The sequence below is a fragment of the Massilia litorea genome (assembly GCF_015101885.1).
GTDB lineage: Bacteria > Pseudomonadota > Gammaproteobacteria > Burkholderiales > Burkholderiaceae_D > Telluria > Telluria litorea.
Window position 1 is genome coordinate 2,019,972 of record NZ_CP062941.1, and the last position, 22,031, is coordinate 2,042,002.

At 66.4% G+C, this 22,031-nt stretch carries 20 protein-coding genes; 15 read left to right on the top strand and 5 right to left on the bottom strand.

The genetic code is table 11. The features are described from left to right. The first annotated feature begins 85 nt into the window (after nt 1-85). From LPB04_RS09025 to corA, 4 genes are all read left to right on the top strand, one after another. Nucleotides 86-937 carry an energy transducer TonB gene (locus LPB04_RS09025; protein ID WP_193688353.1) on the top strand — a complete coding sequence of 284 codons (852 nt, stop codon included), beginning with the start codon at nt 86-88 and terminating at the stop codon, nt 935-937. Further along, nucleotides 934-1,743, top strand: a complete 810-nt coding sequence (gene aroE / locus LPB04_RS09030; protein WP_193688354.1) for a shikimate dehydrogenase — start codon at nt 934-936, stop codon at nt 1,741-1,743. Before LPB04_RS09025 ends, aroE begins: the two co-directional genes overlap by 4 nt. Before the next feature lie 10 nt (nt 1,744-1,753). Further along, nucleotides 1,754-2,479, top strand: a complete 726-nt coding sequence (gene mtgA / locus LPB04_RS09035; RefSeq protein WP_193688355.1) for a monofunctional biosynthetic peptidoglycan transglycosylase — start codon at nt 1,754-1,756, stop codon at nt 2,477-2,479. A gap of 122 nt (nt 2,480-2,601) precedes the next feature. Further along, the gene (gene corA, locus LPB04_RS09040; protein WP_193688356.1) at nt 2,602-3,576 is read left to right on the top strand and encodes a magnesium/cobalt transporter CorA; all 975 of its coding nucleotides are present in this window, start codon (nt 2,602-2,604) and stop codon (nt 3,574-3,576) included. Between the two features lie 10 nt (nt 3,577-3,586). Here corA and LPB04_RS09045 read toward each other — a convergent pair whose 3' ends face one another. From LPB04_RS09045 to thiD, 4 genes are all read right to left on the bottom strand, one after another. Next, nucleotides 3,587-3,961 carry a hypothetical protein gene (locus LPB04_RS09045; protein WP_193688357.1) on the bottom strand — a complete coding sequence of 125 codons (375 nt, stop codon included), beginning with the start codon at nt 3,959-3,961 and terminating at the stop codon, nt 3,587-3,589. A 79-nt stretch (nt 3,962-4,040) separates the two neighbouring features. Beyond that, nucleotides 4,041-4,841, bottom strand: coding sequence for a glycoside hydrolase family 19 protein (locus tag LPB04_RS09050; RefSeq protein ID WP_227496677.1), 801 nt, complete (start codon nt 4,839-4,841; stop codon nt 4,041-4,043). 83 nt (nt 4,842-4,924) lie between these two features. Continuing rightward, entirely contained in the window at nt 4,925-6,223 is a 1,299-nt protein-coding gene (gene hemL, locus LPB04_RS09055; protein ID WP_193688358.1) for a glutamate-1-semialdehyde 2,1-aminomutase, read from the bottom strand. Continuing rightward, entirely contained in the window at nt 6,220-6,993 is a 774-nt protein-coding gene (thiD, locus tag LPB04_RS09060) for a bifunctional hydroxymethylpyrimidine kinase/phosphomethylpyrimidine kinase (protein WP_407943887.1), read from the bottom strand. The genes hemL and thiD overlap by 4 nt, the downstream gene beginning before the upstream one ends. A 160-nt stretch (nt 6,994-7,153) precedes the next feature. Between thiD and LPB04_RS09065 the strand changes: the two genes are divergently transcribed. The 6 genes from LPB04_RS09065 (at nt 7,154) to LPB04_RS09090 (ending at nt 16,493) form a co-directional block, all read left to right on the top strand. Then, nucleotides 7,154-7,306, top strand: coding sequence for a rubredoxin (locus LPB04_RS09065; RefSeq protein WP_091876441.1), 153 nt, complete (start codon nt 7,154-7,156; stop codon nt 7,304-7,306). A gap of 241 nt (nt 7,307-7,547) precedes the next feature. Next, nucleotides 7,548-7,952 (top strand): response regulator, encoded by a 405-nt coding sequence (locus LPB04_RS09070; RefSeq protein ID WP_193688360.1) that lies wholly within the window; start codon nt 7,548-7,550, stop codon nt 7,950-7,952. A gap of 14 nt (nt 7,953-7,966) precedes the next feature. Then, nucleotides 7,967-8,335: a response regulator transcription factor gene (locus tag LPB04_RS09075; RefSeq protein ID WP_307727401.1), complete on the top strand. Its 369-nt coding sequence runs from the start codon at nt 7,967-7,969 to the stop codon at nt 8,333-8,335. Then, nucleotides 8,335-8,871 carry a chemotaxis protein CheW gene (locus LPB04_RS09080; RefSeq protein WP_193688361.1) on the top strand — a complete coding sequence of 179 codons (537 nt, stop codon included), beginning with the start codon at nt 8,335-8,337 and terminating at the stop codon, nt 8,869-8,871. The genes LPB04_RS09075 and LPB04_RS09080 overlap by 1 nt, the downstream gene beginning before the upstream one ends. A 25-nt stretch (nt 8,872-8,896) precedes the next feature. Beyond that, nucleotides 8,897-11,200: a methyl-accepting chemotaxis protein gene (locus tag LPB04_RS09085; protein WP_193688362.1), complete on the top strand. Its 2,304-nt coding sequence runs from the start codon at nt 8,897-8,899 to the stop codon at nt 11,198-11,200. 22 nt (nt 11,201-11,222) lie between these two features. Further along, nucleotides 11,223-16,493, top strand: a complete 5,271-nt coding sequence (locus tag LPB04_RS09090) for an Hpt domain-containing protein (protein WP_193688363.1) — start codon at nt 11,223-11,225, stop codon at nt 16,491-16,493. Nucleotides 16,494-16,561: 68 nt separating this feature from the next. Here the strand turns inward: LPB04_RS09090 and LPB04_RS09095 are convergent, their stop codons facing one another. Beyond that, nucleotides 16,562-18,019, bottom strand: coding sequence for a cryptochrome/photolyase family protein (locus tag LPB04_RS09095; protein ID WP_193688364.1), 1,458 nt, complete (start codon nt 18,017-18,019; stop codon nt 16,562-16,564). A 179-nt stretch (nt 18,020-18,198) separates the two neighbouring features. Between LPB04_RS09095 and LPB04_RS09100 the strand changes: the two genes are divergently transcribed. The 5 genes from LPB04_RS09100 to LPB04_RS09120 are packed head-to-tail and all read left to right on the top strand — an operon-like array spanning nt 18,199 to nt 22,027. Next, on the top strand, nt 18,199-18,852 hold the full coding sequence (locus LPB04_RS09100; protein WP_227496678.1) for a YqgE/AlgH family protein: 654 nt from the start codon (nt 18,199-18,201) through the stop codon (nt 18,850-18,852). Between the two features lie 15 nt (nt 18,853-18,867). Beyond that, on the top strand, nt 18,868-19,260 hold the full coding sequence (gene ruvX, locus LPB04_RS09105) for a Holliday junction resolvase RuvX (protein ID WP_193688365.1): 393 nt from the start codon (nt 18,868-18,870) through the stop codon (nt 19,258-19,260). Then, nucleotides 19,247-19,777, top strand: coding sequence for a bifunctional pyr operon transcriptional regulator/uracil phosphoribosyltransferase PyrR (gene pyrR / locus LPB04_RS09110; RefSeq protein ID WP_193688366.1), 531 nt, complete (start codon nt 19,247-19,249; stop codon nt 19,775-19,777). Before ruvX ends, pyrR begins: the two co-directional genes overlap by 14 nt. Next, nucleotides 19,758-20,735 (top strand): aspartate carbamoyltransferase catalytic subunit, encoded by a 978-nt coding sequence (locus LPB04_RS09115; protein ID WP_193688367.1) that lies wholly within the window; start codon nt 19,758-19,760, stop codon nt 20,733-20,735. The genes pyrR and LPB04_RS09115 overlap by 20 nt, the downstream gene beginning before the upstream one ends. Nucleotides 20,736-20,746: 11 nt before the next feature. After that, nucleotides 20,747-22,027 carry a dihydroorotase gene (locus LPB04_RS09120; protein WP_193688368.1) on the top strand — a complete coding sequence of 427 codons (1,281 nt, stop codon included), beginning with the start codon at nt 20,747-20,749 and terminating at the stop codon, nt 22,025-22,027. Nucleotides 22,028-22,031: the final 4 nt, after the last annotated feature.

The window sequence follows — 22,031 nt, forward strand, 5'->3', positions numbered from 1 at the left end:
CTGCGCACGGTAGAATGCCTGCATTCCCAGATTCAACAGCCGTCCGGCTCCCCGCGTGAAGTATTCCCGAGAAAACCGTCCCCTCATGATTGCCCTGGCCGCTTCGGTGGCGGCGCATGCGGTCCTGCTCGCCATCCGTTTCGTGGCGCCCGATGCCTTGCGCTTCGAGCCGGCCGATCCGGGCCTGGAAGTCATCCTCGTCAACGCGAAACATGCCAAGGCCCCGAGTAAAGCCGAGGCGCTGGCCCAGGCCAACCTCGAAGGCGGCGGCACGGCCGATGCCGGGCGTTCGAAATCGCCGCTGCCCGACCTGCGCAAGAACGAAAACGGCGACAGCATCAAGGCCCTGCAGAAGCGCATCGTCGAACTCGAGCAGCTGCAGCAGAACGTGCTCACGCGCGCGCAACAGTCGCCGTTCACCGCCGCGCCCGTCACCGACAAGGACAAGCCCGATCCGACCCGTACCGGCGCCGACGAGGTCGACACGACAAAACAGATCGCGCGCATGACGGCGGAAATCACGCAGACCATCGAGGACCAGAATAAACGTCCGAAGCGCACCCATATTTCGCCGAGCACGCGCCAGGTCGGCTATGCGCTGTATTACAAGGCCATGCAAAAGCAGGTGGAAGAGGTCGGCACGCTGAACTTCCCCCAGCAGAACGGCAAGAAACTCTACGGCGAGCTGGTGGTGTCGATTCCCGTGTTCCAGGACGGCAGCCTGTACCAGAAGGAAGGCGGACCGCGCATCGAGCGTTCGTCCGGCAATCCGGCGCTCGACAAGGCGGCCCTGGAAATCGTGCGCCGCGCGGCTCCCTTCGGCGCCTTCCCGCAGAACATGCGCACCGCCGGCAAGGATGACCTGTGGATCGTGATCACGCGTTTTACTTTTACACGCGAAGAAAAAGTGAAAGCCGAACTCCAGGAGCAGGTATGACCGACCAATACTGCGTGATCGGCAATCCGATCGCCCACAGCAAGTCGCCCGAGATCCACCCCGTGTTCGCCGCCCAGACCGGACAGGACATCGCTTACGGACGCTGCCTGGCGCCGCTCGACGGTTTTACGGAGACGGTGCGCCAGCTGGTCGCCCAGGGCTATCGCGGCGCGAACGTCACCGTGCCCTTCAAGATCGAGGCGGTGGCGGTGGCCACCCGGCTGACCGGGCGCGCGCGCGCCGCCGGCGCCGTGAATACCCTCAGCTTCGAGGACGGAGAGATCGTCGGCGACAACACCGACGGCCCCGGCCTGGTGGCCGACATCGTGCGGAATGCCGGCGTCGCGCTGGCTGGTCAACGCATCCTGCTGCTCGGCGCGGGCGGCGCGGCGCGCGGGGTCATGCTGCCGTTTATCGAGCAACAACCGGCATCGATCCTGGTGGCCAACCGCACCCGCGCCACGGCCGACAGCCTGGTCGCCAACTTTGCCGGGCACGGCGTTCCACTGGCCGCCTGCGGCTTCGACGAGATCGAAGGATCCTTCGACATCGTCGTCAACGCCACCTCGAGCAGCCTGGGCGGAACGATGCCGCCAGTGCCGGCCTCGGCTTTTGCCGAAGGCAGCCTGGCCTTGGATATGATGTACGGCAGCGCGCCGTCGCCGTTCATGGACTTCGCGCGCGCGCAGGGCGCCGTCACGCGCGACGGCCTCGGCATGCTGGTCGAACAGGCCGCCGAAGCGTTTATGGTCTGGCGCGGCGTGCGGCCCGACACGAGCGCTGTCTTCAAACAATTACGCACCTAAAAAAACGATAATGGCAAAACGAGGCAATGCGGCGGGGACAGGCAAGGGCGGACGGCGCTGGATCAAGTGGATTTTTCTCGGGCCGATCCTGGCCGTCTTTTTACTCCAGCTGTATTTCTTCGTGCAGGTCTGCTGGTTCGCCCGGTTCAATCCCGGTTCGACCAGTTTCATGCGTGAGCAACTGTCGGCGCTGCGCGAAACGAATCCGAATGCCCAGCTGAAGTACCAGTGGGTTCCTTACGAGCGCATTTCGGATAATCTGAAACGCGCCGTGGTCGCCTCGGAAGACGCGAATTTCGCCGACCACCCGGGCGTCGACTTCGACGCCCTCGAACGCGCCTACAACCGCAACAACCGCAAGCACAAGGTCGTCGGCGGCGGCTCGACCATCACGCAGCAGCTGGCCAAGAATTTATTCCTGTCGGGCTCGCGCAACTACCTGCGCAAGGGCCAAGAGATGATCATCGCCTTCATGCTGGAAACGGTGATGAGCAAGCGCCGCATCCTGGAGATCTATCTCAACGTCGTCGAGTTCGGGCGCGGCGTGTTCGGCGCCGAAGCGGCCGCGCGCTATTACTTCAAGACGCCGGCAGCCAACCTGGCGCCGTTCCAGGCGGCGCGCCTGGCCGTGATGCTGCCCAATCCGCGCTACTACGATGTTCATCGCAGCACGAATTATCTGGTCAAGCGCACCGGACTGATCCAGCGCCGCATGGCCTCCGCCGAAGTCCCATAACACTCGCTTCTTGATTTCGCTGAAAAACAGCCTAATGCGGGGCAAAAGTGTTGTTTCGGGGTGGCCGGGCTCGGGGCTAACGGGTACACTTGCGTCAGTTTTGATTCCGGCCGAGAAAGCGCATGATCAACGTATTTGTCCTACAAAATGGCCGACTGAACCAGGTGCCCATCGCGTCGCGCGCGGACCTGGAGAATGCCACGCCTGTCTGGGTCGACCTCACCGATCCGGATGACGACGAACGCGCGTGGGTCAAGGCGATTTATGGCGTCACCCTGCCGGGCGAAGACGAAGTCTCGGACATCGAAGCCTCGGCCCGCTATTACGAAGCGGAAAATGGCGACCTGCACCTGCGCACCGACTTCCTGCTCGAGGAAGAAGACGGCCCGTCGCGGGTGGTGACGGTTGCCTTCATCCTGTCGGGCAAGCGCCTGTTCTCGGTCCACTCGGACGATTTGCCCGTGTTTCGCCTGGTGCGCATGCGCGCCCGTTCGCGTCCCGGTTCGATCGCCGACTACATGGACGTGCTGCTCGACTTGTACGCAACCGATGCCGAGTATTCGGCGGACGCGCTCGAGGGCATTTACGAGAGCCTGGAAGAAGTCAGCCAGCGCGTGCTGCAGAAGGAATTCACCGACCAGGATGCGGCCGCGGCGCTGAACGCGATCGCCCACGAGGAAGATTTGAATGGCCGCATCCGCCGCAACATGATGGATACCCGGCGCGCCGTCAGTTTCCTGATGCGCGGGCGATTACTGAACTCGGAACAGTTCGACGAAGCGCGCCAGATTTTGCGCGACATTGAATCGCTGGACGGCCACACCTCTTTCCTTTTCGACAAGGTCAACTTCCTGATGGATGCGACCGTCGGCTTCATTAACATTAACCAGAACAAGATCATCAAGATCTTCTCGGTAGCCTCGGTCGCCTTCATGCCGCCGACGCTGATCGCCAGCATCTACGGCATGAACTTCCAGAAGTGGTTCCCGGAGTTGAGCTGGACCTTCGGCTATCCATTCGCGCTCAGCCTGATGGTGGCGAGCGCGATTGCGCCGTTATGGTATTTCAGAAGGCGTGGCTGGCTGAAGCTGGCATAACGAACGACGTTTATTTCGCGGCCACTGCGCTCACAGGCTCGCGAAACCCTTCGCCGCCATCCTCGCAGCGCATCCTGCTGAGCACCTTCCCACGCCGCGCGACGATCACCCCGTCCTCGAACTCCGGACTCGATCCGTCCGCGCCGCGCGCCACCTTGCTGTAGACGGTATACGTATAGGCGCCGCGCTGGAACGCGACCGTCGTCTCGCCGCCGCCGACCAGCGGCGTGGATTTGACGGTGAAGGCGGCACTCGCCTGGCGGCCGGGATCGGGGTAGGACAACTCGACACCGTCCGGCCGCCCGAAGCGGTAGCTCAGCATGCCGCGGTCGCCGCTCGGGCGGCACAGCGAGACCAGCTTGGTGCCCACGTGGCAGGCGAACACGACTGGCTCGTCGGCAGCGCACAGCGACGCGGCCGATGCGCACGGCGCAACGCAGCAGCAGGCCGCTGCGACGATGAGCTCAGATACCGAGTACTTTCTTGATGCTCGCAAGGCGTGCTCCGCGATCTTCCAGTCCGTTCAGGCCGCCATTAACGGCGCGGGTGACTTGCTCGAGGTCGTCCAGGTCGGCAAGCGGATTCACTGTACGCGCATCCCAGTAATAGAAAGCCGATTCGATGGCGTATTTGAGCTCGCTCATGATGAGGTCGGGTTGCGCCACGAAATCGCGCGGATCGGCCGCATTGCGGGCGTTATGCGCCGTCGTAAAAGCGGCGTAATTGTCCTTGCCTGTCAGCTGGATCAGGCCGCGTCCGCGGTAGCGGTAGCCGTCGCCGGAGGCTTCGTCGCCGTTGCCGAGGCGGTTCGCGTATACATAGGACAGCAGGCGCTGCGGGTTGCCGGCATAGCTGTCCGCTTCCAGCCACAGCTTCGGGCGCAGGCGGTCGGGCTGGCCCTCGGCATTCAGGCGGCAGTCGTCGAGTGCGCGGTCGTAGCGGGCCGGGCCGCCACGGCATCCAAAAATCTCGTGCATGCGCGGCACCGAATAACGGCCGCTTTCCTCCGTCGCCCGAAACCCGCTTTCATGCCCGATCTGGGCCAGGAAGTGGGACAGGCGCAGCGGCGTATTCACTTCGTAGCGGCGCGCGTAGTCGTTCAGGATGTCGACCAGGCCGGCGGAATAACTGTCGGGATTGGTCGCATCGGCCGCGCGCAGCAGGGCGAGCGTGACCGTGGCCTGCGCGGCCTGGGGCAGGGCCTGCTGCGAGCGCGGCACCCGTGAACGGGGCGCGCCGGGAGGAGAACGTCGGAGTCGTGCCATGATCAACCCAACCGGAATTGGATCCATGATGGCACAAGCGTTGGCGGGCGCCGCGCGCGCGACAGCGCCCCGTTTGCTCTGCCTTAAGCGATGCGGGCGAAGACTTTCCGGGCGGCTGAAATCGTTTCCGCGATGACCGCATCGTCGTGCGCAGCGGACACGAAGCCCGCTTCGAACATGGCCGGGGCGAAATACACGCCTTCCTCCAGCATGCCGTGGAAGAAGGCATTGAAGCGCGCCTTGTCGCCCGCCATCATCTGGCCGTAGGTCGACGGTACCGACTCGCTGAAATAGAAGCCGAACATGCCGCCCACCGAGTCGCCGCAGAAGGCGATGCCCGCTTCCCTGGCCGCCGCGGTGAGGCCTTGCACCAGCTTCTCGCCGGCGGCAGTCAGTTTCTCGTAGAAGCCCGGCTCCTGCACGATTTTCAGGGTCGTCATGCCGGCGGCGACCGCGACCGGATTGCCCGACAGCGTGCCGGCCTGGTACACGGGGCCGATCGGCGCCATCTTCTGCATCAGTTCGCGCTTGCCGCCAAAGGCCGCCACCGGCAGGCCGCCGCCGATGACTTTACCCAGGGCGGTGAGGTCCGGGGTGATGCCGTACATTTCCTGGGCGCCGCCGAGGCCGACGCGGAAGCCGCACATGACTTCGTCGAAAATCAGCACGGCGCCGTGCTCGGTGCACAGTTCGCGCATGCGTCCCAGGAATTCGGGCGTGGCGCGGATCAGGTTCATGTTGCCGGCAACCGGCTCGACGATCACGCAGGCAATCGTGTCGCCCATCGTTTTAAACGCGTCTTCCAGCTGGGCGACGTTGTTGTAGTCGAGGACCAGGGTGTGCTTGACGAAGTCTTCCGGCACGCCGGCCGAGGTCGGGTTGCCGAAGGTCAGCAGGCCGGAGCCGGCTTTCACCAGCAGCGAATCGGCGTGGCCGTGGTAGCAGCCTTCGAACTTCACGATCTTGTCGCGGCCGGTGGCGCCGCGCGCCAGGCGCAGGGCGCTCATGGTCGCCTCGGTGCCCGAGGAGACCAGGCGCACCTGCTCGATCGACGGCACCAGCTTGCAAATCTCTTCCGCGATCTCGATCTCGCCTTCGGTCGGCGCGCCGAACGACAGCCCATTCGCCGCCGCATCCTGCACCGCCTTGATCACTTTCGGGTGGGCGTGGCCGACGATGGCCGGGCCCCAGGAGCCGATGTAGTCGATATAGCGCTTGCCGTCGGCGTCCCAGAAATACGGTCCCTCGGCGCGGGTGATGAAGCGCGGGGTGCCGCCGACCGAGCGGAAGGCGCGCACCGGCGAATTCACGCCGCCGGGGGTGGTTTCCTGGGCGCGGGCGAACAGGGTGTCGTTGCGGGATGCGGATTGGTCAGTCGTCATGTCTTGGATGCTTTCGTGCTGCCGGCCTGCGGCAGGATGCGGTAGAAACGGTTGGGAACGAGCTTGCCCATGCCGAAGCGCTGGGCGTGCAGGAGGGCGCCATAGGTGTAGTCCTGGGCGGCGCGCAGGGCCTCGATGGCGTCCATCCCGCGCGCCATCAATGCGGCGATCGCGCCCGAGAGAGTGGTGCCGGCGCCCACGAAATGGCCGGGCAGGTGCTGCCAGTCGATGATGGTGACGCCGTCGTCGCGGTCGAACAGGGTGTTGGCGCGTTTATGCCCCTCGCTCGAGGTGCCGGTGACGAGCACGTACTGGCAGCCGCGCGCGGTCAGCTCGGCGACGTCCGTCTCCAGGGACCCCTCTACTCCGGCTTCGCGCCAGAGTTCGGCCATGCGTCCGAGTTCCGATTGCGACAGTTGTAATACCGTCGCCTGCGGTGCCAGGATCTGGCGGATCGAGGCGACGATGTCCTCGTCCGACATGCCGGAGTCGGGCAGGGCGGAGAGAAACGGGTCGACGATCAGCGGCACCTCGGCGTAATCGGAAACGATTTCGGCGATCGCCGCGGCCTGCTCGATGCTGGCAATCGCCCCGATTTTCACTGCGGCGATCGGCATGTCCTCGAGCACCTGGCGCGCCTGGTCGGCCATGACGCCGGTGTCGACTTCATGCCATTCTTCGACGCGCGCGCTGTCGGACACCAGCAGCGCGGTGGTGATGGAGAGGGCGTGGCAGCCATGGGCGGCGAAGGTGGCGACATCTGCCTGCACGCCAAGTGCCCCGACCGGGTCGGACACCCCAAATGTGAGAATCAGCGGAGACGGTTGGTTTTGCACGACGGGTAGATTAAGATACCTGATTCCCCATTTTACTAGATCGAAGGAACTACACGTGAGTAACGAGACGACCGCAACCGCCTACCAGACCTGGATGTGCCTGATCTGCGGATGGGTCTACGACGAAGAAGCGGGCGCCCCGGAAGACGGGATTGCTCCCGGTACCCGCTGGGCCGATGTGCCGATGAACTGGACCTGCCCGGAATGCGGCGCCCGGAAAGACGATTTTGAGATGACCGCGATCTAAGTTTTTGCAGTTGTAGGGGCATTGACAGGCCACTGGCCTCGATTACCCCTACAACATCGGCGTTTCCGATGCCAATTTTGCAATCAAGTTATCAATCCCACCCCACCCGATAACGTAATTTCTAGCCCTTCCAACAAGCTTTTCCCCCTTCCGTTTGCTCCTAGTTGACGCTGTGCAACACTTCACGCACAAGCCCATCGCCCTATGCTATCTTGGCGGTCCATGCTGAAGTGAAACGAAAATGACGACATCGCAGCAAGCAAGCAGCCTCACCGTGATGGTGGTCGACGACAGCAACACGATCCGCCGTTCGGCCGAGATTTTCCTCACCCAGGCCGGCTACCGCGTGGTGCTGGCCGAGGACGGTTTCGATGCGCTCGCCAAGATCAACGACCACCATCCGGCGCTCGTCTTCTGCGACATCCTGATGCCGCGCCTGGACGGTTACCAGACCTGTGCGCTGATCAAGAAGAGCGCGCGTTTTCACGCGACGCCGGTGGTCATGCTCTCGTCGAAGGATGGCCTGTTCGACCGCGCGCGCGGCGCGATGGTCGGCTCGAGCGCCTATCTCACCAAGCCGTTTTCCAAAGATACCCTGCTCGCGGCCGTCCGCGAGCACACGGCCCCACAGGCCGGAACCCCTTGATTTGCGGAGCCCCCGTGGCCATACACAAGATCCTGATCGTCGACGACTCACCGACGGAACGCTACTACCTGACCGACATCCTGGTCAAAAACGGCTTTGCCGTCTCCACTGCCGACAACGGCGAGGAAGCGCTGGTCAAAATGCGTGCCGACCGGCCCGAGCTGATCCTGATGGACGTCGTCATGCCTGGCGCGAACGGCTTCCAGGTGACGCGTTCGATCGCGCGCGACCCCGAGCTGGCCGCCGTGCCGGTCATCATCTGCAGCAGCAAGAACCAGGAAACCGACCGCATCTGGGGCATGCGCCAGGGCGCCAGGGATTATTTCGTCAAGCCGGTCGATCCGACCCAGCTGCTGGCGCGCATCGCCGCCCTGGGCGCCTGATGAACGCCGGCGTGAACGGCAGCGCGCTCGCCCCGGCGGCGGCCCGCCGCACCCGCCTGCGCGACTACCAGGCGCAGTTGCTGGCCCGGATGCAGGCCGCGCAAAGCGGCGCCGCAGAGGCGCAGCACCAGCTGGGCGTGGACATCGGCGGCGCGCGTTATTTATTGGAGCTGACCGAAGCCGGAGAAATCGTGGCGCCGCCGCCCCTGGCCGGCGTGCCGCTGACCCAGCCCTGGTACCTGGGGCTGGCCAACGTGCGCGGCAGCCTGCTGGGCGTGATCGACCTGGCGCGCTATCTCGACCCCAAGGCCGCGGCCAGCGGGCCGGAGGCGCGCCTGGTCTCGCTGGCGCCGCGCCTCGGCTTCAATTGCGCGCTGCTCGTCACGCGCGTGTACGGCCTGCGTCGCCGCAGTGCGATGCAGGCCGAGGGCGCCGTGCTGCGCGACGCCGACGGCCATGCATGGACGCCCTTGTCGCTGGCGGCACTGGTGCGGGAAGAACGCTTCCTGCACGTCGCCCTCCAGCCCCGCCAATAAAAACACCGCAGCACCAGGAGCCGCAATGGGAATCGCTTCAAAGATGGGCCTGAATTTCCTCCCGAAGGGGAAGGGCGAGAACGACACCGTGCTGGCGTCGCCGGACACGCGCTTCGGCGCCGAGCTGATGCCGGAGACGCCGCCCGCCGCTGTGGCGGCAGGCGGCTCGGCCGAGGAAGCCATGCTGCGGCTCGGGAACGTGATGCGCCGCCGCGCACCGGGTGCCGCCGAAGAGAGCGAGGAAGAGGATAACCTCAGCCTGCCGCTGATCGGCCACCTGTCGCTGCCGCGCCAGCTGCGCCTGCTGCTGGTCGCCTTCGCCGCCGGCATTTTGCTGACCATCCTCGGGATGTGGCAGAACGCCGCCGTCAACGCCAAAGTCGCCGCCCAGATCCAGGTCGCCGGCGACATCCTGATGCATACCCAGCGTGCCGGCAAGGCGGCGCCGAACGCGCTCGCCGGGCGCCCCGATTCCTTCGCCCAGCTCGACGAGAGCCGCGCCGAAGTCGAGCGCAATATGCGCCTGCTGGCCAAGGGCGGCGATCTCGGCGCCGTCAGCATCCCGGGCGCCAGCGGCCGCCAGGGCGCCCAGCTGGCGCGCGTGCGCAATACCTGGAGCGCCTCCGAGCAGGGCGCGGCCAACATCATCAAGATGAAGCCGGCGCTGATCGCCTTCGATAAAAGCGTGCGCCAGCTCGACGCCCTCGCGTCCGAAATGCTGACCCTGACCGAAGACCTGATGGCGCAGAACGTCGAACGCGGCGCCAGCGCGCGCGAGCTGGCCGCGATCGGCCGCATGATGATGCTGACCCAGCGCCTGGCGCGCGGCGCCAACCAGTTCTTCGCCATCGGCGTGCCCGGCGACGACGCCGCGGTGCGCATTGGCGCCGACAGTGCCGCCTTCGAACAGGCGCTCGGCGTGCTGCTCGATGGCGGCGCGGCCCAGCGCAACCCGGATTTACGCGAGAAGCTGATCCAGGTGCAGACCCGTTTCAATGCCTTCCGCAAGGACTTCGCGCCCTTCCTCGACAACCCGGCGGCGTATTCGAAAGCGCGCGCCGCCGCACGCACCATCCACCGCGACAACGAAGAAATCAAGAAGGAAGTCAGCGCGCTGCAGGCCGGCTACCGCGAACAGCAATCCACGCAGAACGGCTGGTTCTGGCTGCTGGTCGTGGCCTCGATCTTCACGCTCGCCACCGCCGGCTCGATCAGCCGCGTTATGCTGCAGGACTCGCGCAACCGCACCCGCGGCGCCGACGCGCGCCGCCGCGAAGCGGAAAGCCTGCGCCAGCTGGCGCAAGCCCAGGAAGAAGAAGCCAAGGCCACCAACAACCAGAACCAGGCCGCGATTCTGCGCCTGATGAACGAACTGCAGGAAGTGGCCGACGGAGATTTGACCGTGCACGCCACTGTCTCGGAAGACATCACCGGCGCGATCGCCGACTCGGTCAACTACACGGTCGAGGAGCTGCGCACCCTGGTGCAGCGCGTGACCACCACCGCCGAGCAGGTGACGCTGGCCTCGAACGAGGCGCAGACGATTTCCACGGGCCTGCTGGGCGCGACCGAGCAGCAGTCGCGCGAGATCGAAGAAGCCTCGTCCACGGTCCTGCGCATGGCCGGCGAGATCACCGAGGTGTCGAAGTCGGCCAACGAATCGGCCGACGTGGCACGGCAGTCGGTAGCGGCGGCGGAGCAGGGCTCGGCGGCAGTGCAGAACGCGATTCTCGGCATGCACGAGATCCGCGAGCAGATCCAGGAAACCTCGAAGCGCATCAAGCGCCTGGGCGAATCCTCGCAGGAGATCGGAGAAATCACCGAACTGATTTCCGACATTACCGAGCAGACCAACGTGCTGGCGCTGAACGCGGCGATCCAGGCGGCGTCGGCCGGCGAAGCGGGACGCGGCTTCTCGGTCGTGGCCGAAGAGGTGCAGCGCCTGGCCGAACGCTCGGGCGACGCCGCCAAGCAGATCGGCGCCCTGGTGCGGACGATTCAGACGGACACCCACGACGCGGCGGCGGCGATGGAAAAATCGACCCAGGGCGTGGTCGAGGGCGCGCGCCTGTCGGATGCGGCCGGTGCGGCGCTGGCGGACATCTCGCGCGTCTCGAACCGCCTCGCGGAACTGATCCAGGGGATCTCGTTTGCGACCGGGTTGCAGGCGACATCGGCCAACGGCGTGGCGCACAATATGCAGCACATCCTCTCCGTGACCGAGCATACCCAGGCCGGCACCGAGCAGACCGCTCAATCGATCCGCCAGCTGGCCGTGCTGGCGCAGGAACTGAAAAACTCGGTGTCGCGCTTCCGCGTCGCCGCCTGAGGCCCCAACCCTGACAACGACGATGACTTCATCCCAGCCCGCGCCCCTTTTTGACACCGGCCCTTTGTCCTGGGTGATCGGCGAGATCCGCGGCGCGCTCGAGCGCTCCAGCAGCGCCCTGAACGATGCGGCGACGCGTTCGAGCGAAGCCCAGCCGACCCTGCTGCTGCATGCGAAGACGCATTTGCACCAGGCGCATGGCGCGCTGCAGATGGTCGATGTGGAAGGAGTGGGCCTGGTCACCAGCGCCGCCGAACGCGCGCTCGACCGTTTCAAGGAGCGCACGCTCGACTGCACGCCGGAGAGTGTCAAGGCCGTGCGCGAGGCCTTCGGCGCGATCGGCGAATACCTCGACGAATTGATCGCAGGCGCCGCGCCCCAGCCGGTACGCCTGTTCCCGTATTACCGCGCGCTGCACGAATTGCTGGGCACGGAGCGCATCCATCCGTCGGACCTGCTCGCTATCGACACGACGCATGCCCTGGCGTCCGACGATGCCGCACCCGACTACGCGGCCTGCCGCGCCCAGTTCGAGAAGGCGTTGCTGCCCTACCTGAAAAGTCTTGATGCCGCCGCCCAGCGCACGCATGCGGGCGCGCTGGCCGCGGCGATTGCGCCTTTGACACCTGCAGGCACCGCCTGGCAGGCGCTGCATGCGGTCGCCATGCTGGTGGCCGAGGGCAGCCTGGCGGGCGGCCTGTTGATCAAGCAGCTGTTCGGCCAGATCAACCTGCAGCTGCGCCGCCTGGCCCAGGGCCAGGCCGGCCTGCCCGACACGATGCTGCGCGACGCGCTGTTCTTCATCGCGGCCGCAGGCGAGGCCGGGGGCGAGGCGGCGGTCCTGCGGCGCGCCTTCCGCCTCGACGGCGCGGTGCCGGCCGATTATGCCGAGCGCCGCTACGGCAAGGTCGATCCGCACGCGCTGAAGGAAGCCAAGGAAGCGCTGGCACGCTCGAAGTCGGACTGGGACCAGCTCGCCGTGCATCCCGACGCCGCGCGCGAAGCCGATTTCAACGGCGCGCTGGCGACGCTCGCCGGCGCCAGCGAGAAGCTCGGCGCGCCGGCCCTGGCGCAACTGCTGCGCGAACTCGGCCAGGCCGCCAACGACTCGATCGCTTCGGGCCGCAACGATCAGTTCGGCCTCGAGATGGCCACGGCCATGCTGTTCGTCGAACACGGCCTGGACCAGGTGCGCCAGCTGCCGGAGGATTTCGGGCAGCATGCGGAAGTGGTGGGCCAGCGCTTGCTGGCCCTCGCTGCCGGTGAAACGCCGCCCGCGGCACCCGACTGGCAGAACGAACTGGCGCAGTCGATCCAGCAGGGCCAGACGGTGGCCGTGCTGGCGGGAGAAATCAAGTCCGGCCTGCGCCAGGTCGAAAAACTGCTCGACGAGTATTACGACGACCCGCGCCACAAGCGCGGCGCGCTGGTGGCGGCCGCTCCGCTGCTGCACCAGATCCAGGGCGCACTCTCCATCCTCGACCACGAGGCGGCGGCGCGCACCGCGCACCATGTGCGCGAGGCGGTCTCGAACCTGGCCGAGGGCGACGGCGACGTCCAGGCCCAGGCCGGCACGCTGCATAACATCGCCCGGAATATCGGCGCGTTGGGCTTTTTCACCGACATGCTGGCGCAGAACAGCAACAGCGCGAAGGACCGCTTCGTGTTCGACGAGGAAGCGGAGCTGCTGTGCGAGTTGAGTGTCGAGCAGGCGAGCGCCGCGCAGGAAGCAGCGATGCCGGTGTCCGCGGTGCCTGACGAAGCTGCTGCTGCTGCTGCGGCCCTTGCACCGGAAGCCGGCATCGACGCCGAACTGCTCGAGATCTTCGTTGCCGAAGCGGGCGAAGTGCTGGACACGATCGCCGCCACACTGCCCGAGCTGCGCCGCGACCCGCAGGCGCAGGACGCATTGACCATCGTGCGGCGTGCCTTCCACACGCTCAAGGGCAGCGCGCGCATGGTCAGCCTCGACGAATTCGCGGCCGGCGCGGCGGCACTGGAGCGCGTGCTGAACGTCTGGCTCGCGGACGCCCGCGCCGCCACGTCCGATCTGCTCGATCTCGTCGGACACGCGCACGCCGAACTTTCGCCCTGGGTCGCCGAACTGGCGGCAAGCGGCAGCTCGGCACGCAGCAACGCCGGGCTGATCGCGGCAGCCGAAGGCGTGCAGGGCGGCGCCGCCTTTGCCGTGGAGCCCGTGACGGCCGAGGAGACGCCGCCGGCGCAACGGGAAGCGGCCAGCAATGTGATTTCCCTGCCGACGGCCACCCGTCCAGCGCCGGCCGCCGACGAGAACATGCACCGCGTCGGCACGCTTGAGATTCCGCTGGCCCTGTACAACATCTATGTCGCCGAGACCGACGAACTCCTGCGCCTGCTCGAGCGCGATTTCGGCGAGTGGCGCCATGAAACGGGACGCCTGGCCAGCGCCGAGGCATTGAAGGCGGTGCACACGCTGGGCGGCACGTCGGGCACGGTCGGTTTCCTCCCCTTGCGCGACCTGGCGCAGGCGCTGGAGACGACGCTCGAGATGCTGGCGGCGCCAGGCTTGAGCCTGAGCCCGGCCCAGCACGACGTGCTCGACGCCGCGCTGGCGCGCGTGCGCCAGATGCTGCAGGCCTTCGGACGCGACGAACTGGCGCCCGCCCAGCCGGACATGCTGGCCGAGCTCGACGCCCTGCGCACAGCCCTGGCGCAGCAGCAGGCCGCAGCCGCGTACGGCGACGCCGGCACGGATCTCGCGCGCCAGCTCGACACGCTGTTCGCGCAGGCCTACGACAGCCTGCGGGCCGAGCCGCCGGTGGCGGTGCCGGCTGCGCAGCCCGTCGAGGAAAAACCGGCCGCGGACGCAGCCGTCGACGACCTGTTCGGCCTCGATTTCGACGCCTTGTTCGATGCGCCGGAGGCCCAGGCCGAAGCGCAGGTGGAACCGGAAGCGCAAGCGGAACCTGTGCCCGAGCCCGAGCCCGAGCCCGAGCCCGAGCCCGAGCCCGAGCCCGAGCCGCACGAGGCGGCCCAGCCGGAAGCGACCGCGCGTCCCGTGGCCCTGGCGACGGACGGCGCGCCGGCGCCCGAACCGGTGCTGCACGACGAGCTCGATCCAGACTTGCTGCCGGTGTTCCTGGAAGAGGCGGCCGACCTGCTGCCGCAGATCGGCAACGGCCTGCGCCAGTGGCAGAACAACCCGCAGGACCCGGCGCCGGCGCAAGGCCTGCTGCGCACCCTGCACACCGTCAAAGGCAGCGCGCGCATGGCCGGCGCGATGCGCATCGGCCAGCATACCCACGAGCTGGAAACGCAAGTCGAGAACATGGTGCATGCGGGGACCAGCGCGCCCGCCGCGTTCGACGAGCTGATGGCCAACTACGACACGGCGCTGGCGCTGTTCGAGCAGCTGGTGCAGCCGGCGCAGGCGCCGGCAAGCGATGCGCCCGATGCGTCCGAAGCGCCGGCGGAGCCTGCCGCGGATGCGCTGACCCCGAGCGAGGCGCGCACGCCGCTGGTGCGGGTACGCGCCGACATCCTCGACCGTCTCGTGACCCAGGCCGGCGAGGTCTCGATCACGCGCTCGAAACTGGAAAACCAGATGGGCGTATTAAAAGCTGCGCTGGGTGAGTTTTCCGACAACCTCGGCCGCCTGCGGCGCCAGCTGCGCGAAGTCGAGATGCAGGCCGAATCGCAGATCGCCTCGCGAATGTCGATCGCTGGCGAGCGCGAGTTCGACCCGCTCGAATTCGACCGTTTTACCCGGCTGCAGGAACTGACCCGCATGATGGCCGAGAGCGTCAACGACGTCGCCTCCTTCCACGAGTCGCTCTCGCGCACGGTCGACGGCGCCGGCGAAGAACTGGCGGCGCAATCGCGCATGACGCGCGACCTCCAGCGCGACCTGATGCGGGTGCGGATGGTGCCCTTTGCCAGCTTGTCCGAACGCCTGTTTCGCGTCGCGCGCCAGACGGCCAAGGAAACGGATAAACGCGTAAACCTGGACATCCGCGGCGGCGCCGTCGAGATCGACCGCAGCGTGCTGGAACAGATGGCCGCGCCCTTCGAACACCTGCTGCGCAACGCCATCGTGCACGGCATCGAGCCGCGTACCGAGCGCGCAGCCGGCGGCAAATCCGATACCGGCGAGCTGCTGGTGCAGGTGAGCCAGCAGGGCAACGAGGTCGTGCTGCAGTTCGGCGACGACGGCGCCGGCCTGGATTTGGGGCGCATCCGCGCCAAGGCGATTGCGCTCGGCCTGATTGCCGGGGATGCGGAACTGAGCGACGCGCAGGCGGCCGAACTGATTTTCGCGCCCGGCTTCTCGACCGCCGATACGCTGACCGAACTGGCGGGACGCGGCGTCGGCATGGACGTGGTGCGCTCGGAAGCGCAGGCCCTGGGCGGGCGCGTGACGATCGACACCGAGGCCGGGCAGGGCACGCGTTTTACCATCCGCCTGCCGCTGACCCTCGCCGTCACGCAGGTCGTGCTGGTCGCCAGCGCCGGCAAGACCTATGCGCTGCCCTCGACCCTGGTCGAGCAGGTGGTACAGGTGCGCGAGCCGGACCTGGCCGCCGCCGCGGAGACCGGCACGCTCGACGCCGGCGGACAGGTACTGCCCTTCCACTACCTGCCGGCGCTGCTGGGGGAAGGAGACCGTTTCGAACCCGGCCTGCGTTCGCGTCCGGTGCTGCTGCTGCACAGCGCCGGCGAGCGCATCGCACTGCAGGTCGACGAGGTACTGGGCAACCGCGAGGTGGTCATCAAAAACCTCGGACCGCAACTGGCGCGGGTGCCGGGGATTGCCGGCGCCACGGTGCTCGGCAGCGGCGACATCGTGTTGATCCTGAACCCGCTGGCCCTGGGCCGGAATGCCGGGAGCGTGGGCATGGTTCCCGCCGCGGCCCAGCCGGCGCCCGTCCACCGCCCGACGGTGATGGTGGTCGACGACTCGCTGACCGTGCGCCGCGTGACCCAGCGCCTGCTCGAGCGCGAGGGCTACCGGGTGGCGCTCGCCAAGGATGGGGTCGACGCGCTGGCGCAGCTGCCGGAAGTGCGTCCCGACCTGATGCTGGTCGATATCGAGATGCCGCGCATGGACGGTTTTGATCTCGTGCGCCACGTGCGCGGCGATCCTGCCACGGCCGCGCTGCCGGTGATCATGATCACCTCGCGCACGGCCGACAAGCACCGCAATGTCGCGCTGGGATTGGGCGTAAATGCGTATTTCGGCAAGCCGTTCCAGGAGCCGGTGTTGTTGGGGGCGATTGCCGGGTTGTTGAATGGCGAGATGCCGGAGGCGTAATCGATTTGCCTATGCCGTAGGGTGGGCTCTCGAGCCCACGCGTTCGTGCCCCTGAACACCCGACGGCATCACCCGCCTTTGACGACGGTAAATCGCTCCAGCGTCCGCTGCCGCGCCTGCGCATGATCGATGATCGGCTCCGGATAATCCCTCCCCAACACGATCCCGCACGCCGCCAATTCATCCGCCGGCACCAGCCACGGCGCATGAATATCCCGCGCCTCCAGCTTCGCCAGCTGCGGCAGGTACTGTTTTATAAACTCCCCCTGCCGGTCGAACTTCTGCGACTGCGTCACCGGATTGAAGATGCGGAACCACGGCTGCGCATCGCATCCGGTCGATGCCGCCCACTGCCAGCCGCCGACGTTCGAGGCCAGGTCGTAGTCGTTCAATTGGCGCGCAAAATAGCGCTCGCCCCAGCGCCAGTCGATCCCGAGGTCTTTTACTAAAAAGCTGGCCGTTACCATGCGCAGCCGGTTGTGCATGAAGCCGGTCGTGTTCAGCTGGACCATCGCCGCGTCCACCAGCGGATAGCCGGTGCGGCCTTCGCACCAGGCGGCAAATAAAGCCTGCGCCGGCTCGCCGGCTTCCCATGCGACCGCATCGAAGGCCGGCTTGAACGACTGCTGCGCGATATGCGGATGGTGGAACAGGATCATCGCGTAGAACTCGCGCCAGATCAGTTCCGACAGCCACACCGGCGCGCCCGCGCCACCGGCGCCATTGGCCATCATCTGGCGCAGCGTGCGCACCAGGTGGCGTACCGAGGTAGTGCCGAAGCGCAGGTGAATCGACAGGCGAGACGTTGCGTCCAGCGCCGGGAAGTCGCGCGCCGTGCCGTAATCAGCCAGGCGTGGCAGGAAGTGTTCGAACAGTTCACTTGCCCCCGCCATTCCGGGCGGAGCGGGCAGGGGACCGTCATCGAACCCGAGCTGCGCCAGGCGGGGCAGCGCCACCTCGGGCACGGGCGCCAGGGCCCCCGCATGCGGTTCGATCATCCACGGCGCGGCCGCTTCCGGCTGGGCGGCCAGGCGCTTGAGCCATGCGTTCTTATACGGGGTGAACACGCCGTAGATGCCGCCGGCCAGGGTCAGCACCTCGTTTTTCTCGAAAATCACCTGGTCCTTGAAGCGCAGCAGACTACGGCCCCCGGCTTCAAGTAGCGCGGCCACGGCCGCGTCGCGGGCGATCGCGTCCGGTTCGTAATCCTCGTTGACGTACACGCTGCGGGCATCGAGTTCGGCGGCCAGGCGCGGGATCTCGTCCACCGCGGCGCCGTGGCGCACCATCAGCCCGCCGCCGAGTTTGCGCAGCTCGGCGTCGAGTTCGCGCAGGCTGGCGTGGATGAAGCGCACGCGCCGTTCGTCGCGCGGCAAGCCCTCCAGGATACCGGTGTCGAACACGAAGACGCAGACCACGCTGCCGCCGTATTGGGTGGCATCGCGCAACGCATGGTGCAGGGCGGCGTGGTCGAAGGCGCGCAAGTCGCGCCGGAACCAGACAACAGACTTGCTTTTCGGAATCATCGTGTTTTCAGTCAACAGGGCGAGCCATTTTACGGGCTAGGATCGAACGGTTGCATCACGTTATCGAGTGGTGCTTCGCGCGCGCAACGGCGCTCCGGATGGCTGGTCGCGCGTTTCAGTGTAAACTATCGAAAAGCCTAATGTTGTAGTCGGGATACTAGCCAACAGAGAGTCAGCGTATGAAGAAGAGCAAAATCGGCACAACTCTGCCCATGGCCGGCCTGCCGCAGGGAGGCGAAACACTCGGCAATATCGGTCCGGCACCGTCAGGGTTGAATTTGGCCAATCATTTCCTCATCGCCATGCCTTCCATGGAAGACCCGATCTTCGGCGGCGCGGTGGTGTACATCTGCGAGCATAACGAAAAAGGCGTGCTCGGCGTCGTCATCAACAAGCCGACCGACATGACGATGGAGGTGCTGTTCGACCGCATCGACCTGAAAGTGGCCGAAGGCCTGCGCGCGCAGGTAGTCGACGAGCCGATCATGTTCGGCGGTCCGGTCCAGGACGACCGCGGCTTCGTGCTGCACAGCCCGAGCGGGCGCTATTCTTCCTCGCTGAACGTGACCGACGACGTCGCCTTCACCACCTCGATCGACGTGCTGGAAGCCGTCGCCAGCGGTGCCGGACCCGCCCGCATGCTGGTCTCGATCGGCTACGCCGGCTGGAGTCCGGGCCAGCTCGAGGAAGAATTGTCGCGCAACGGCTGGCTCACCGTGGGCGCCGACGCCCACGTGCTGTTCGACCTGCCTATCGAGGAGCGCTACAACGCCGCCATCAAATTGCTGGGTATCGATCCGATGATGCTCACCACCGAGGCCGGCCATGCGTGAGCTTGGTCGAGATTGATGGTTGAGATTGTTTTTGGATTCGACTTCGGCATCAAGCGGATCGGTATCGCGATGGGCAATACGCTGACCGGGCAGGCCCAGCCTCTCACGGTCGTGAACGCCATCGACAACGCCACCCGCTTCAAGACCATCGGCGCGCTGATCGACGAGTGGCGCCCGACGCGCCTGGTCGTCGGCGAGCCGCGCCATCCGGACGGCGCCGAGCACGACATGACCTTGCGCGCGCGCCGCTTCGCCAACCAGCTGCACGGCCGCTTCGACCTGCCCGTCGAGCTGGTCGACGAGCGCTACTCCTCCGTCGTGATCCCCGCCAAGCGCGGCGAGATTATCGACGCCAAGGCTGCCTCCATCATTTTGCAACAGTACTTTGACGATCATGCCAACAACTAATCAAGACTTCGATGCCGAGGCGCTGTACCGCGCCCTGCTCGAACAGGTGCGCGCGGGCCTCGCGAACGTGCCGGACGCCGCCATCGTCGGCATCCATTCGGGCGGCGCCTGGCTGGCCGAGCGCCTCGCCGCCGACCTCGACCTGAAAGGCCGCCTCGGCTTCATCGACGTCTCGTTCTACCGCGACGACTATGCCAGGAAGGGCCTGCATCCGGACGTGAAGCCGACCCATATCGGCTTCAACGTCGACGGCGCCACCATCGTGCTGGTCGACGACGTACTCTACACGGGGCGCACGACGCGCGCCGCGATCAACGTGCTGTTCGACTACGGCCGCCCGGCCTGCATCAAGCTGGCGGCGCTGGCCGACCGCGGCGGGCGCGAGCTGCCCGTGGCGCCCGATTTCGTCGGCGTGACCACCACGCTGGCAGGCCGCCAGTCGCTGTCGCTGGCACGCGACGCATCCGGCCAACTCTCGCTCACGATCGAAGAAGACAATGCCGACTCTGAACAATAACCCGCAACTGAACAAGAACGGCGAGCTGCAGCACCTGCTCACCATCGAAGGCCTGCCCAAGGCGATCATCAACCATATCCTCGACACCGCGCAGAGTTTCGTCGGCATCTCCGACCGCGAAGTGAAAAAGGTGCCGCTGATGCGCGGTAAAAGCGTGTTCAACCTGTTCTTCGAAAACAGCACCCGCACCCGCACCACCTTCGAGATCGCCTCGAAGCGCCTGTCGGCCGACGTCATCAACCTGAACATCCAGGCCTCTTCGACCACCAAGGGCGAGTCGCTGTTGGATACCATCGACAACCTGGCGGCCATGCACGCCGACATGTTCGTGGTGCGCCACGCGCAGTCGGGCGCGCCTTACCTGATCGCCAAGCACCTGAACGACAGCGGCCGCAAGGAAATCCACGTCGTCAACGCCGGCGACGGTCGCCATGCGCACCCGACCCAGGGCCTGCTCGACATGTACACGATCCGCCACTACAAGCAGGATTTTACGAACCTGCGCGTGGCCATCGTCGGCGACATCCTGCACAGCCGGGTGGCGCGTTCGGACATTCACGCACTGACCACCCTCGGCGTGCCGGAAGTGCGCGCCATCGGCCCGCAGACCCTGCTGCCGAGCGGCCTGGAACACATGGGCGTGCGCGTGTTCAACAACATGGATGAAGGTCTGAAAGACGTCGACGTCATCATCATGCTGCGCCTGCAGAACGAGCGCATGTCGGGCGCGCTGCTGCCCTCGGCCCAGGAGTATTTCAAGAGCTACGGCCTGACGCCCGAGCGCCTGGCGCTGGCCAGGCCGGACGCGATCGTGATGCACCCGGGGCCGATGAACCGTGGCGTCGAGATCGACTCGGCGGTGGCCGACGGCAAGCAGGCCGTCATTCTGCCGCAGGTGACCTTCGGGATCGCGGTACGGATGGCGGTGATGAGTATTTTGGCGGGAGGCAGAGCTTGAACTTCGCACGGATGAAATTACATATCAAGAACGGGCGTGTCATCGACCCGGCGAATAACATTGACCGCGTGACGGACCTGTTCATCGTGGATGGCAAGGTAGCCGCTGTAGGGGACGCGCCCGCCGGCTTCGTGGCCGACGACACCATCGACGCTTCCAATCTCGTGGTCGCTCCTGGCCTCGTGGATCTGTCGGCACGCCTGCGCGAGCCGGGCTACGAATACAAGGCGACGCTGGAGTCGGAAATGCGCGCTGCGGTGCAGGGCGGCGTGACGACGCTGGTCTGCCCGCCCGACACTGATCCGGTGCTGGACGAGCCGGGCCTGGTCGAAATGCTGAAACACCGCGCCCGCAACCTGGACCTGGCCCAGGTGCACCCGCTGGGTGCGCTGACCATGGGCCTGAAGGGAGAAGCGCTGACCGAAATGGCCGAGCTGACCGAGGCCGGCTGCATCGGCTTCGCCCAGGCCGAAGTGCCGATCCTGGACACCAACGTCCTGCTGCGCGCCCTGCAGTATGCGAAAACCTTCGGCTATACCGTCTGGCTGCGCCCGCAGGATCCGCACATCGGCCGCGGCGGCGTCGCCCACAGCGGGCCGCTGGCCTCGCGCCTGGGCCTGTCGGGCGTGCCCGTCATGGCCGAGACGATCGCCCTGCACACCATTTTCGATCTGGTGCGCTCGACCGGCGCCCGCGTCCACCTGTGCCGCATGTCGTCCGCGGCCGGCCTCGACCTGGTGCGCGCGGCGAAGAAGGAAGGCTTGCCGGTCACCTGCGACGTCGGCGTGCACCACCTGCACATGACCGACGCCGACATCGGCTTCTTCGATTCCAACGCGCGCCTGACCCCGCCGGTCCGGAGCGGCCGCGACCGCGACGCCATCACGGCCGCCCTGCTGGACGGCACCATCGACGCCGTCTGTTCGGACCACACCCCGGTCGACGACGACGAGAAGCTGCTGCCTTTCGCCGAAGCCTCGCCGGGCGCCACCGGCCTGGAATTGCTGCTGTCGCTGATGCTGAAGTGGGTGGAAGACCAGCGCGGACAGGATGCCCTGCCGCGTGCGCTGGCCAAGATCACCGCCGACGCCGCACGCACGGCGGGCCTGGCAGCCGGCGACCTGAAAGTGGGCGCGGCCGCCGACATCGTCGTGTTCGACCCGAACGTCCGCTGGCTGGTCGAAGGCGCGGCGCTGGCCAGCCAGGGCAAGCACACGCCTTTCCTGGGCTATGAACTGACCGGCCAGGTGCAAGTCACGGTCGTCGGCGGGCGCATCGCCTACCAGCGTTAAGCAT